Below are 12,535 nucleotides of genomic sequence, written 5' to 3'. Positions count from 1 at the left end.
GGCGGCTTTTAATCGTTTTTAGCCACAACATGCCCGCTAATATCAAACACGGTATACGACAACGTCAGTTCCTCAACATCGTCGGGTAACTCAGTATCAACATAAAACAACAAGGTAAATTCCATTTCTTCACCGGCTTTCATTGGCTGCTGATCAAAGCAAAAACAGGCGATTTTATGTAAGTACTTTGCCGCTTTACCCGGTGATACTGATGGAATTGCTTGCATGACTTTGTCTTCATTACTGGTGTTTTTCGCTGAGAATTTAACTTCACGCATGGCACCAGGTTGTACTGCCACACTGTATTGCTCAGACTGCACCTTAAATGGCGCGCCGCTTTGAGCGTGAGTGGTAAAGCTGACATCAACTTGTCGCTGTGTATTTATTGATTCACTCGCGCTCGCTTTTTCTAATGATGGCTTACCATTCAACCCTGTAACGTCGCAAAACACGTCGTAAAGCGGCACCATTGCAAAAGCAAAAGCAAACATGAGCAAGCATGTAATCAGCAGTTTTTTTAGCAAAGGTGCATGGTTCATTACTTAATCTCCGGCGGTGTTTCAAAGGTATGATAAGGTGCTGGAGAATCGACTTCCCACTCTAAACCTTCAGCTCCATCCCATACTTTGGCAGGTGCTTTTTCGCCCCCTCTGGCACATTTAAATACCACCAACACAAACAACAGTTGCGATAAGCCAAATGCAAAACCACCAATACTGATAATGGCGTTAAAGTCAGCGAATTGCAGAGCATAGTCAGGAATACGACGTGGCATACCGGCAAGGCCAACAAAGTGCATAGGGAAGAACAGCACGTTGACACTGATTAGCGATAACCAAAAATGCCATTTCGCCAGCGTTTCGTTATACATGTTGCCGGTCCATTTCGGTAACCAGTAGTAGGCCCCCGCCATAATTGAGAACACAGCTCCTGTCACAAGCACATAATGGAAGTGTGCCACCACAAAATAGGTATCATGATATTGAAAATCTGCCGGTGTAATCGCAAGCATCAAGCCAGAGAAACCACCTAAGGTGAATAACACAATAAAGGCGATGGCAAACATCATCGGAATTTCGAAGCTAATTGAACCGCGCCACATGGTGGCTACCCAGTTAAACACTTTAACGCCCGTTGGTACCGAAATGAGCATGGTGGCGTACATGAAGAACAATTCGCCTGCCACAGGCATCCCAGTGGTAAACATATGATGTGCCCAAACGATAAAACTTAGCAGCGCAATCGATGAAGTTGCATACACCATAGACGCGTAGCCAAATAGCTTTTTGCGCGAGAAGGTAGGTACGATAGTCGATATAATGCCAAAGGCTGGCAAAATCATGATGTACACTTCAGGGTGACCGAAGAACCAGAAAATGTGCTGGAACATCACAGGGTCGCCCCCACCGGCTGCATCAAAAAAGCTGGTTGCAAAGTATTTATCGGTCAACACCATAGTGACCGCCCCTGCTAAAACAGGCATAACAGCAATTAACAAAAATGCTGTGATTAACCATGTCCAAACAAATAGCGGTAGCTTCATCCACGTCATACCTGGTGCTCTTAAGTTGACGATGGTCACGATAACGTTAATCGCCCCCATAATTGAGCTAATACCCATGATATGTACGGCAAACACAAACAGTGCGGTGTTATCGTTGCTGTAAGTTGTTGATAGTGGTGCGTAGAAAGTCCAGCCAAACGCAGGACCGCCACCCGGCATGAGTAACGAAGCCAACAGGATTAAAAATGCGAAAGGCAATATCCAAAAGCTCCAGTTATTCATACGTGGTAAGGCCATATCCGGTGCGCCTATCATCATAGGAACCATCCAGTTTGCAAGCCCAGTAAATGCGGGCATAACGGCACCAAACACCATGATCAAACCATGTACGGTAGTCATTTGGTTAAAAAAGTGCGGATCAACTAACTGTAATCCAGGCTGAAACAGTTCAGCGCGGATCACCATTGCCATCGCTCCACCAATTAAAAACATGGTGAGTGAAAAAATCAGGTATAAACTACCAATGTCTTTATGATTGGTGGTGTAAAGCCAACGTTTAAACCCTTTAGCTGGATGATGATGGTCGTGATGCGCATGCCCAGTTGCTTGCTCGTTAATAACATTACTCATTAGTTCGCCTCCGCTGCTGCATCAATCGCGGCTTGAATTTGACTCGGTTGGATAACATCGCCGGTGTCATTACCCCACGCATTTCGCTTATAAGTAATCACCGCAGCAAGTTGCTTAATTGAAAGCTGTTTATCAAACGCTTGCATTGCAGTGCCAGGCTTACCGTGTAACACAATATCTATGTGATCTTTTACATCACCTAACACAATGGGGCTGCCTTTAAGTGCTGGAAATACGCCAGGTAGGCCCATACCGGTAGGTTGGTGGCATGCAGCACAACTAGCCATGTAGACTTGCTCACCCAAGGTCATAAGCTCTTCTTTCGGTAATGTTTGATCAAGCAAAGCAGCATCTGCTGCGGCCGCATTGGCTTTTTCTTGCTTAGCATCTGCAAGCCAATTAGCAAACTCATCTTCAGGTAAAGCTTTCACCACTACAGGCATAAAGCCATGATCTTTACCGCATAACTCAGCACATTGGCCACGGTACACGCCTGGCTCGTTAATACGTGTCCACGCTTCATTGATAAACCCAGGATTTGCATCCTTTTTAACCGCAAAATCAGGCACCCACCATGAATGAATTACATCGTCTGAAGTCATTAAAAAGCGAACTTTTTTATTGATAGGAAGTACTAGCGGTTTATCTACTTCAAGCAAATAATGTTCAGTTTTCTCTGCTTGGTTGTCTATTTGATCTTTAGGAGTAGATAGAATCGAGTAATAGGCAATGTCTTCACCCATGTACTCATAATGCCACTTCCACTGTGAGCCCGTCACTTTAATGGTGATATCGGCTTTAGAGGCATCTTCCATGGCAATTAAGGTTTTTGTGGCAGGCACAGCCATGGCGATTAAGATGACAAATGGAATGGCAGTCCAAAGTATTTCAACTTTTGTACTTTCATGAAATTGGGCAGGCTTGGCCCCTTTGGATTTACGGTGGTGTATTAAAGCCCAAAACATCACCGCAAATACGATGATGCCGATTACACAGCAGATAATAAATATCGTCATATGTAACTCATAAACATTATTACTTATATCGGTCACCCCTTTACGCATATTGTATTGGCTATTTGCCAATGCAAGCTCAGGAAGTGCAAACAATATAAGCCACAAGGCATAACGCAGTTTACCCATGTGACGGCTCCTTTAGATGCTATTGCAAGACGCAAAGCGAAAAGGCGATACAACAAGGTGCCCATTCGTTTTTCTTATTGTTCAGAGCGACTACGTATCATTTTGACCCACTTATGATACCGACCCCTTGACTAACACCTCGCACATTTTTGTGTCTTTTTATTAATTAGGTGTTAATACAGTGTATTAACCAATTAGTTAAAAAATGACCAATAAGCAAGTTTTAATGATAATAAATGTTTATTTTGGTGCAGAAATAACAACTATAATCAGCGCGTTATTTAATGTTTAGGAGTAAGAACGAAATGTAAAAAGAGAGGAAAACTGCGCCATATAAGGCTTTAAATGAAGAGTAAGGATTCACAAATCCTAAGTAAGTAGTAAAATTTCAGTGGCGCACCAAATTGAGTCAATTTGATGCACCAAATTGGGAACGTTTACATCCAGTCAGCGTTACGAATAACACCTACCGCTAACCCCTCGATGTTGAACGACTCATGCTCAAGGTCAACCTCAATAGGCGAAAACTCTTCGTTCTCAGCGTGTAAAAGTACTTTGCGACCCGCTTTTTCTAGACGCTTAACTGTTACATCTTCATCGACTCGAGCTACAACTACTTGCCCATTTTCAGCAACTTGTGTTCTATGTACTGCAAGCAAATCGCCATCCATAATACCAATGTCTTTCATACTCATACCATTTACACGCAGTAAGAAATCGGCAGCAGGTTTAAATAATGAAGGGTCAACTTGGCAGTGACTTTCAACATGCTCTTGCGCCAAAATAGGTTCACCAGCTGCAACACGGCCAATTAAAGGTAAGCCTAATTGCTCTGGCTCATCTTCTTCAATTAACTGAATACCGCGACTCGCCCCAGGCTTCATTTTGATCATGCCTTTTTTTGCCAGTGCTTTTAGGTGTTCTTCAGCAGCGTTGGCACTTTTAAAACCCAATGTTTGAGCTATTTCAGCACGCGTAGGTGGCATGCCTGTATCTTTAATAAAGACTTTAATTAGTTCTAAAATTTGCGATTGGCGTTTAGTTAATGGGCGCATACAACTGGTTTTCCATACAGTACATTTAACTGTGAGTATATACAGTTATTTGAAAATCGCAAATTTAAATTAACCCCATCATATTGCTACAAAACTAACATTGAACCACACCGAAAGATGCCATAAGGTATTAGCTTTAATTAGCAGGCTAAGGAAACACAATGAGTATTTGGCACCAACCAATCACGTTAGAGCTTTGCAAAGAGCTGGAACAAGGGATCACCGGTCAAGGCACTTTAATGAAAACTATGGGCATTGAGGTAACTGAAATTGGCGATGATTATTTAATGGCAACCATGCCTGCTATTCCTGAGCATCATAACCCTATGGGCATGGTCCATGGCGGAGCAAACGTTGTATTAGCAGAGACAGTGGCAAGCTATGCAGCCAATTTCGTGGTTGATTTCAATAAGTTTTATGCTGTTGGCCAAGAAATTAATGCCAACCACATGAAAGCGTCACGCAAAGGAACGTTAACAGCAACTGCGAGACCGCTGCATTTAGGTAAGCGAACTTCTGTTTGGGATATTAAAATTACCAATGCCGCAGGAGAGCTTTGCTGCGTATCAAGAATGACCGCAGCTGTTGTAGAGCGATAAATTCAGGCTATTTTTCGACAGGATAAATAGTAATTTCAATCCCTGCGCCAATTGCAGAGATACGTAACAAGGTATCGGCATGCAGGGGTTGGTTAAAGCATTTAGGCGAATTACCTGATTCAAAGCCTATATCAAATGTACGCTTTGAGCACGATAACCACTGTTTTAATGCATTGCGCGAGCAAGACTCAATAAGCTCGCAAAGCTGATTAATGGCTTTATCTGGAGAGCTGATATCTGCGGTTGCTTCAATACGTGCTAGTTGGCGGTATTCATCTTGGTCATAATGTAAAACCATGGCGTTTTTCTTCAAATCAGCAACAAGCGCACTAATATCGTGCTTTGATTCAAGCTCCAGATCTACATTTAAAAATTGAATTTCCGACATACTCTCGTTTTTACCCTCTATTGATATCGACTGAAACTTTAACTCAGTTTTGTATATATACCAAATCTAGAATACAGTTAATGCGACATTATGCCGCATTGGCAATCTAGCTAAACAACCTAAAATAGCGCCCACATAACAATAATAACGGGGTAATTATGAATAAACGCCTGTTTAAGTATGCTCGTAAAGGGCATAAATGGCTTGGTTATTTACTTGCTTTACAGATCTTTTTTTGGCTTTTAGGTGGGCTTGTGATGAGCTCATTACCACTTGAAAAAGTGCATGGTAAGCATCTGGCTAATCGCAGTTTAAGTAGCCCATTTTTATTGTCGGACTACCCTGCTTCAATTGATAAAATAACAGCGCAATTTGAGCAAATCGAAGGTATTAAATATAGCCACTTTCTAAATACACCGATTATAGAAGTAACAACCTCTAGCGGTACATTCAACTTTGATGGTAGAACAGGTGCTAAAATGCCTGCACCGAGTAAAGCGCAAATCATTGAAAATGCGCAAGCTCACCTGCTTATTGACGCAAAAATAACGCAAGCGCAGTTATTAACAAAAGGGCCTAGAGAAGTCGGTCACAAAGCCAATGTTTGGCAAGTAAGCTTTGATGATTGGCGATCAACAACCTTATATTTAGATAGCCAAACCGGTAACCTTATTACTGTGCGCAGCACCCTGTGGCGCATTTTCGACTTTTTCTGGATGCTACACATTATGGATTATGATGAGCGTGAGAACTTTAACAATCCACTACTCATCAGCTTCTCGGCCACCAGCGTACTATTTTGTATTACAGGAGTTCTCTTGTTACTACAAAACGTTCGAATTAAACGTAAAAAGCCAGCTACACGTGTTGGTCAATCAAAATAGGATTGCCATCTGGGTCGGTGATAATAAAACTCGCGTCACCGGCCTTTTGTATTTCTAATCCTTGTTGCTGAAATTGTGCAGCTAATTGCTCAAAGGTTGCAAATTCATCCAAAGCTTCAGCATTTTGATCCCACCCTGGGTTAAAGGTCAGCATGGTTTTGTCGAACATACCTTGAAACAAACCAATTAAATGTTCACCGTTTTTCATAATTAGCCAATGCTGTTCTATCTCCCCAGCAAACTCGTTGAAACCTAGCTTTTCATAAAACTGCTTTGAAACACGAATATCTTTGACATTTAAACTCACTGAGAAGGCACCTAATAACATAGTTGTAATTCCTTTAATTAAAACGGCCTAACAACTATAGCTGAGTTGAAAAACTTTTCATTTTTAGAATAGTCGCTCTAAAATAGCGCTTCCTGTAGTTCACTGATGTGATGGATATGCGTTTATTTCTATACTTAGCCCTGTGTTTTATTTTCACTTTTCCTATATCCGCTAAAGAATTTTCGAGCTTTTACAGTGCCAAAAAGCATTTAATTAAGAATCTACCAAGCAACAGTAAAAGCTTATATTGTGGCTGCGACATAAAGCGCCAAGGTAAAAAACTTGTGCCAGATCCTGATGCGTGTGGTTATATTCCTAGAAACCCTGTCACCCGCTCAGGAAAAGAGAATGCCCGCGCAAAAAGAATAGAGTGGGAGCACATTGTGCCTGCCTGGGAGTTTGGTCATCAATTACAATGCTGGCAAGATGGCGGTCGTAAAAACTGTAAAAAGGTCAGTGCGAAATTCCGTCAAATGGAAGCCGACATTAATAACCTTGCCCCTGCTATAGGCGAGATCAATGCTGACCGTTCAAACTTTCGCTACGGCATGGTGTCAACATCAAGTGCAAGTTACGGAGCATGCCCTGTAAAAATCGACTTTAAGCAGCGCGTATTTGAGCCACCCATTTATGCAAGAAAGCAAATAGCCGATACCTATTTTTATATGCAAAAAACCTATGGCTTAAAAATATCAGACAAACAACGCAAGCTATTTGAATCGTGGCAAAAGCTTGAAATAGCTAAAATTAGCAATCGTAAGTTACTCTAATAGTGAAATTCTTATGGGCTTCTAAAGTACAAAAAGAGCTCCGTATTTCACTTCCTGATCTAGAGCGCGAAGTTAACTAACAAAAAAGGCGCAGCTTCAGCTACGCCTTTTACATCATAAGCTTTGGTGAGGGCCAAACACCTCGTAGTGAATGCGTTCTCTTGCAACCCCAATACTTAGCAGCTGCTCTTTGATCATTGCCATAAAGGCGATAGGGCCACACAGGTAAAAGTCACCTTTACTAATTGGTAAGCTGTCAGCGATGTGGTTTACATCCATCAAGCCCGCAAAATCGCCCCCCTTGCCATCTTTAAACCAGGTAACACAATGTAATGAAGCGTGCGCTTGTTGTTGCTGTATTAAATACTCTTTAAAGGCAAACTGCGTCTCACTGTCGCAAGCATGTAGATAATGGATTGACTGGTTAGGTTGATTACTTAATAGTGTTTCGAGCATCGCCATCATTGGGGTTTGACCAACACCCGCAGAAATCAATACAACAGGCGAGTCGATTTCGCAAAGCACAAAGTCGCCTGCAGGTGGGTAAATTTCTACCTCATCCCCCTCAGTTAAGCTGTGTAGGTAGTTAGATACCAAGCCTTCTTCTTTCACGCTAATTCGGTAATTGTGGCCATTACTTTGCTGTGATAAAGAGTATTGCCTAACTTGCGTTAACTCACTGTTTGCTGGCGTTACTTTAATTCCTAAATATTGGCCCGGTAAATACGCCACAACAGGCTTTGCATCGGCAGGCGTTAATATGAAACTGCAAATTTGCGATGACTCCATACGTTTTTCTGTAATTGTGAAAGTACGAGTACCAAACCAACCTCCCGGTGCCTTTTTGGTTTTTTGATATAGCGACATCTCCTCATTGATACATACATCCGCTAATAATGAATAGGCTTCACGCCATGCATACTCGACCTCAGGAGTAAATTGTTCTGGCAATAACTCTTTTAAAGTCGCAATCAGATGTCCACCAACAATAGGATAATGCTCTGGCAAAATATGGTAACTGGTGTGTTTATGATTAATGCGCGCAAGCGCACCTTTTAACACTGCCAAGTTATCAATATTTGCCGCGTAGGCAGCTAAGGCATTAAATAGCGCAAATTGCTGAGAGCCCGATTGCTGATGCGTCATATTAAAAATATTTTTAAGCTCTGGGTTGTAGCTAAACATACGATCATAAAAATACTCAGTCACTTGAGGGCCTGCTTGTGCAAGCAACGGCAAAGTACTTTTAACAATCTGGATCGTTTTTTCAGATAACATAGTTTTTCCTATTGGAGAGATTAACCGCGGCGACCATCAACACGAAGATTCACTAAGATGGGCGCACAATGAAATAAAAATAAGCTAAAGCCAGCAACCCACAGCAACGCACTTAACTGCCATGCAAGGTGATGACCTAAATAAACGGGAAGTAACGAACGTACAATGGCAGCTATCACAATGAGTACAAATGCCAAACTAATGTACGCAGGGGCTTGTAATGCGCGCCCAGTGTGACCATGAGAGACACGTACCATCATGGCGATGATCATCACACCTATGGTGCCAACAGTGATCAGATGAAGCGCATCTTTGAATAAGATAATTGGGCTGAAATAGCTCAGCGCGACGAGTATTAAACCAACCGATAAAGCCCAATAAGCCACATGTAATGACCATAGCAAAGGCACTTTTAGAATGCCTTTATACCACCACAAAACACACCGGGCTGAATGTAAACAAGCAAGCCAAGCAAAAACCCAACCGGTGCTCATTGCGCTAAAAAATAGCTGACTCATAAAAAACCACGCAATGGCGAAAAATGAGCTAAATACGACTAATTTATCGAGCTTGGGGGTTCTAACTTGTTCACTTAGGTTAAGGCCGCGCGCGGTAAAAAATGGCACAACTCGCCCAGCCACAACACCAACTAGCAGTGTCATGATAAGTACAGCGGTATCAACAACCCCCAGTGCCAGCGACATTTTATTAAGCACAACTAAGCTCAAAAAAATCACATTGAGCGCACAGAGCAAAGATGCGATGACAACAAATAAGTAGTTATGGCTGCTTTTTGCCTGTATCAGCATGTCAGCTAGAATAATAATTCCAGCTAGCCACCAAACGAGTTGTAGCGCACTAACAATATAAAGGTTTAGCTGCTCGAACCCTGCAATCTCAATAAAAAAACTAAACCTTGCAGCAAGCCAAATCATGCTAAGCAAACAAAGCTTAATACCACTTACACTCGCCACACCTGTCCATGTTTGTGCGGCGGTTAGCAAAAAGCCCATGGCAACCACGCCTGCAAAGCCAAACAGCATTTCGTGAGCATGCCAAAGCGTTGCGGGCATTGTTAGGTGCCACTGTGCATAGCCCGCCAAGATTAAAAACCAGTAACTCATAGCAAATACAGCTAAGGCACCTGCCGCCAAGAAAAAAGGCCGAAATGCTAATGCCCATAACGGCCACTGGCTGAGTTGATAAAATTTGATCTTAGTTGGCATAGGTTCAGTTAAATTAATGACTTTCATTCGTGCTCTCAGCGTTTAATTTCCCCAGCTATTGCACAGTTCAAGCCAAAAATAAAAACCATTAAATATCAACACATTAAATTTGGACGCTTGATAAATAAGTCAAAATGACACACCATTAAAAACATCAATAAAACACATTCAGGTCAAATTGACATGATGCTCAAAAAATCCCTTCTTGATGTTGCACTTGCACTTACCAAGGCAAGCAGTGTTGATCATAATTTCAGTTATCTGTTGAGTTGCATTAATGATTGGCTTGAATGTGATGCTGTTGCCTTATTATTGAAACAAGGCGATGTGTTAAAGCCCGTAGCCCTTCATGGGTTGTCGGACGATACGTTAGGAAGACGCTTTAAAATAGCGGAGCATCCGCGCTTATTTGAAATATGCCGTGGCAGTGAACCGCTAAAATTTGCCAAAGATTGTGGCCTACCCGACCCCTACGATGGTTTATTACAAAGCCAGCATGGCGACTTTCCTGTTCATGCCTGCATGGGCGTGCCGCTGCTGAGTAGCAAAGATAACAACGAACTATTGGGTGTTTTGACCTTTGATAGTTTAGATGAACATGCCTTTGACGCTTTAGCAATGAACGAGCTCAATCAACTAAAACAGCTAGCTGCAGGCTATGTTGAGCATGCCCTAACCTTGCAGCATTTTATGCAACACGCACAGCACAGCCATCAAGTTGCGCAGCAGCTTAACCTTGAGGCACTAACACGAGAAGGTGTCGAAATTATTGGTAATAGCCAAGCAATGCAGACCCTTAAAAATGATATTCAGCTGGTGGCTGCCTCAGAATTTAGCGTTTTAATACAAGGTGATACAGGCGTCGGTAAAGAACTCGTTGCGCGCAATATCCATTTAAACTCAAAACGCCGTGACATGCCGTTGATCCACTTAAACTGCGCATCGTTACCAGAGAACTTAGCCGAAAGTGAATTTTTTGGTCACAGTAAAGGCGCATTTACTGGCGCACATACTGCGCGCCAGGGTAAGTTTCAACTCGCCGATGGCGGCACGCTATTTTTAGATGAAATCGGCGAACTTCCGCTTGCCATGCAAAGTAAGTTATTGCGTGTATTACAAAGTGGTGAAGTACAAACGGTGGGGGAAGATCAAAGCCGTTATGTTGATGTCAGAGTGATTGCAGCAACCAATCGCGATTTAAAACAAGAAGTCGCTGCGGGGCGCTTTCGTGCAGATCTTTATCACCGATTAAGCGTTTACCCATTGCATGTTGCACCACTAAAAGAGCGCGATAACGATGTTATTTTATTAGCAGGCTTTTTTATTGAGCAAACATCTAAAAAACTGGCAATTAAGCAACTTAAGCTTAGTAGCGATACACAATTACTACTGCGTCAATATGATTGGCCAGGCAATGTGAGAGAGCTTGAACATGTGATCAGTCGCGCAGCACTCAAAGCCAAACAACAGCAATGGCAACAAAGCATTGTCACAATCGAGCCTGAACATTGTGATATTGCTAAAACCGCCGTTGCCGCACCAAGCCCTGTTGCAGTTAACGAACAAAAAGCCACTCGCTTATCGCTGAAAGAGGCAACTGACGCTTTTAGTTATCAATTGATTATGCAACAACTTGAACTACATAACCTAAACTGGGCTGCCACAGCACGTAGCTTAAGTGTTGATAGAGCCAACCTTGTGCGCCTAGCCAAACGGCTAGGCATTAGCGTTAAAAAGTCTGTTTAAGCTTTTAAATCTTTAAAATAGGCTTTTAAAAGCTGACTAAATGCTTGGACTTTGGCTGTGCGATGCACCAAGTGATGCGTTACCAGCCAAAGATCCGTTGGCCAGTTTAGCTCTTTAGGAAGCACTGGCAGCAGATCAGGGTATTGGCTTGCCACTTCATGCTGTAAACCACCAATTCCTAAGCCCCTCACAATCGCCCGTGTAGCTTCTGATGTTTCAGACACCCGTAGCTTAATTTGCGAAGGTTCAATGTGTTGATCAACCCATGCAAAATAAGGCACTTTACCGTTATAGCCAGCCACCCCAGAGACAAAACTATGCTGCTGCAACTGCTCAATATTCTTTGGCATGCCATACTTTTCAATATAACTTTTAGAGGCATAAAACCCTGACGAAAGTTCAGCTAAATGCTGGGCAATATAGTCGCCTTCATCAGGCCGAGGACCTGCACGCACGGCAATGTGTGCCTGACCGTGATCAAGACGTAAGCGGTTTTGATCAAGAATAACTTCGAGCTGCACTTGCGGGTGCAGGCTTTGAAACTGTTCGCAGACATCACTAAGCACATCAATAAAACCACTGACCGTAGTTAATAATAAACTGCCTCGCAGTTGGCTATCAGCGGCAATAATATCGTTGTGAAGTTTTTCAAGTTCAGCGTTAATCGATTTTGCAGTCGCAAACAACTTAGCGCCTATTTCTGTCACTGTATAGCCACGGGCATGACGGTGGAATAACCGCGCGTCAAGGTTATCTTCTAAATTGTTGATTCTTCTAAGCACTGTGCTGTGATGAACACCTAACGATTCGGCAGCTGCGGTTAACGTGCCGAGTCTTGCCACTTCAAAAGCGACTTTTACATCTTGCCAATCATCAAATTGAATCGCCATAACGGCTCCTTGTGTGCATATACGCACATAAGTTTTGCGTTTATTTGGCTTTTCTGCAAGCTGTTTTTTGCTACAGTGAGTATATCAACAGTGAA

The 12,535-nt window shown here is 42.6% G+C and carries 13 protein-coding genes; 4 read left to right on the top strand and 9 right to left on the bottom strand.

Features of this window, described 5'->3' with window-relative positions:
• Window positions 1-8: 8 nt before the first annotated feature.
• The 4 genes from IRQ78_RS15755 to lexA all read right to left on the bottom strand — a co-directional run bounded on the left by IRQ78_RS15755 (window position 9) and on the right by lexA (window position 4,331).
• Window positions 9-539: a cytochrome c oxidase assembly protein gene (locus tag IRQ78_RS15755; RefSeq protein WP_054554454.1), complete on the bottom strand. Its 531-nt coding sequence runs from the start codon at window positions 537-539 to the stop codon at window positions 9-11.
• Complete coding sequence (gene ctaD, locus IRQ78_RS15750; RefSeq protein ID WP_054554455.1) at window positions 539-2,134, bottom strand: cytochrome c oxidase subunit I; 1,596 nt, start codon at window positions 2,132-2,134, stop codon at window positions 539-541. Before ctaD ends, IRQ78_RS15755 begins: the two co-directional genes overlap by 1 nt.
• Window positions 2,134-3,276, bottom strand: coding sequence for a cytochrome c oxidase subunit II (gene coxB, locus IRQ78_RS15745; protein WP_138601005.1), 1,143 nt, complete (start codon window positions 3,274-3,276; stop codon window positions 2,134-2,136). Before coxB ends, ctaD begins: the two co-directional genes overlap by 1 nt.
• 437 nt (window positions 3,277-3,713) lie before the next feature.
• Entirely contained in the window at window positions 3,714-4,331 is a 618-nt protein-coding gene (gene lexA / locus IRQ78_RS15740) for a transcriptional repressor LexA (protein WP_054554457.1), read from the bottom strand.
• 161 nt (window positions 4,332-4,492) lie between these two features.
• On the opposite strand from lexA, the gene IRQ78_RS15735 reads away from it, so the two are divergent.
• Window positions 4,493-4,930: a PaaI family thioesterase gene (locus tag IRQ78_RS15735; protein WP_054562879.1), complete on the top strand. Its 438-nt coding sequence runs from the start codon at window positions 4,493-4,495 to the stop codon at window positions 4,928-4,930.
• Window positions 4,931-4,937: 7 nt separating this feature from the next.
• Here the strand turns inward: IRQ78_RS15735 and IRQ78_RS15730 are convergent, their stop codons facing one another.
• Window positions 4,938-5,318 (bottom strand): hypothetical protein, encoded by a 381-nt coding sequence (locus IRQ78_RS15730; RefSeq protein ID WP_054554459.1) that lies wholly within the window; start codon window positions 5,316-5,318, stop codon window positions 4,938-4,940.
• Window positions 5,319-5,476: 158 nt separating this feature from the next.
• Here IRQ78_RS15730 and IRQ78_RS15725 point away from each other — a divergent pair, with 158 nt between their 5' ends.
• Window positions 5,477-6,202: a hypothetical protein gene (locus tag IRQ78_RS15725; protein WP_138601003.1), complete on the top strand. Its 726-nt coding sequence runs from the start codon at window positions 5,477-5,479 to the stop codon at window positions 6,200-6,202.
• Here the strand turns inward: IRQ78_RS15725 and IRQ78_RS15720 are convergent.
• Complete coding sequence (locus IRQ78_RS15720; RefSeq protein ID WP_194442653.1) at window positions 6,177-6,530, bottom strand: VOC family protein; 354 nt, start codon at window positions 6,528-6,530, stop codon at window positions 6,177-6,179. The genes IRQ78_RS15725 and IRQ78_RS15720 overlap by 26 nt on opposite strands.
• A 116-nt stretch (window positions 6,531-6,646) precedes the next feature.
• On the opposite strand from IRQ78_RS15720, the gene IRQ78_RS15715 reads away from it, so the two are divergent.
• Window positions 6,647-7,300, top strand: a complete 654-nt coding sequence (locus IRQ78_RS15715; RefSeq protein ID WP_194442652.1) for an endonuclease — start codon at window positions 6,647-6,649, stop codon at window positions 7,298-7,300.
• Between the two features lie 114 nt (window positions 7,301-7,414).
• Here IRQ78_RS15715 and hmpA read toward each other — a convergent pair whose 3' ends face one another.
• Window positions 7,415-8,578 (bottom strand): NO-inducible flavohemoprotein, encoded by a 1,164-nt coding sequence (gene hmpA, locus IRQ78_RS15710; RefSeq protein WP_194442651.1) that lies wholly within the window; start codon window positions 8,576-8,578, stop codon window positions 7,415-7,417.
• Between the two features lie 20 nt (window positions 8,579-8,598).
• Complete coding sequence (locus IRQ78_RS15705) at window positions 8,599-9,831, bottom strand: NnrS family protein (protein WP_194442650.1); 1,233 nt, start codon at window positions 9,829-9,831, stop codon at window positions 8,599-8,601.
• 156 nt (window positions 9,832-9,987) lie between these two features.
• Here IRQ78_RS15705 and norR point away from each other — a divergent pair, with 156 nt between their 5' ends.
• A complete protein-coding gene (norR, locus tag IRQ78_RS15700; RefSeq protein WP_054554465.1) occupies window positions 9,988-11,550 on the top strand; it encodes a nitric oxide reductase transcriptional regulator NorR in 1,563 nt (520 codons plus the stop codon).
• Here the strand turns inward: norR and IRQ78_RS15695 are convergent.
• Window positions 11,547-12,440, bottom strand: coding sequence for a LysR family transcriptional regulator (locus IRQ78_RS15695; protein WP_054554466.1), 894 nt, complete (start codon window positions 12,438-12,440; stop codon window positions 11,547-11,549). The two genes, norR and IRQ78_RS15695, sit on opposite strands and share 4 nt — an antisense overlap.
• Between the last annotated feature and the right edge of the window lie 95 nt (window positions 12,441-12,535).

The organism is Pseudoalteromonas simplex, from assembly GCF_015278155.1.
Lineage (GTDB): Bacteria > Pseudomonadota > Gammaproteobacteria > Enterobacterales > Alteromonadaceae > Pseudoalteromonas > Pseudoalteromonas simplex.
Note: the sequence above shows the minus strand (reverse complement) of the source record. Positions and strands in the feature narration are given on the sequence as shown.

Bases quoted from the DNA above. Each gene is read 5' to 3' on its own strand.
- hmpA (WP_194442651.1), bottom strand. From the start codon at position 8,578: ATGTTATCTGAAAAAACGATCCAGATTGTTAAAAGTACTTTGCCGTTG.
- IRQ78_RS15730 (WP_054554459.1), bottom strand. From the start codon at position 5,318: ATGTCGGAAATTCAATTTTTAAATGTAGATCTGGAGCTTGAATCAAAG.
- IRQ78_RS15695 (WP_054554466.1), bottom strand. From the start codon at position 12,440: ATGGCGATTCAATTTGATGATTGGCAAGATGTAAAAGTCGCTTTTGAA.
- IRQ78_RS15735 (WP_054562879.1), top strand. From the start codon at position 4,493: ATGAGTATTTGGCACCAACCAATCACGTTAGAGCTTTGCAAAGAGCTG.
- IRQ78_RS15715 (WP_194442652.1), top strand. From the start codon at position 6,647: ATGCGTTTATTTCTATACTTAGCCCTGTGTTTTATTTTCACTTTTCCT.
- IRQ78_RS15720 (WP_194442653.1), bottom strand. From the start codon at position 6,530: ATGTTATTAGGTGCCTTCTCAGTGAGTTTAAATGTCAAAGATATTCGT.
- lexA (WP_054554457.1), bottom strand. From the start codon at position 4,331: ATGCGCCCATTAACTAAACGCCAATCGCAAATTTTAGAACTAATTAAA.
- IRQ78_RS15755 (WP_054554454.1), bottom strand. From the start codon at position 539: ATGAACCATGCACCTTTGCTAAAAAAACTGCTGATTACATGCTTGCTC.
- IRQ78_RS15725 (WP_138601003.1), top strand. From the start codon at position 5,477: ATGAATAAACGCCTGTTTAAGTATGCTCGTAAAGGGCATAAATGGCTT.
- IRQ78_RS15705 (WP_194442650.1), bottom strand. From the start codon at position 9,831: ATGAAAGTCATTAATTTAACTGAACCTATGCCAACTAAGATCAAATTT.
- ctaD (WP_054554455.1), bottom strand. From the start codon at position 2,134: ATGAGTAATGTTATTAACGAGCAAGCAACTGGGCATGCGCATCACGAC.
- coxB (WP_138601005.1), bottom strand. From the start codon at position 3,276: ATGGGTAAACTGCGTTATGCCTTGTGGCTTATATTGTTTGCACTTCCT.
- norR (WP_054554465.1), top strand. From the start codon at position 9,988: ATGATGCTCAAAAAATCCCTTCTTGATGTTGCACTTGCACTTACCAAG.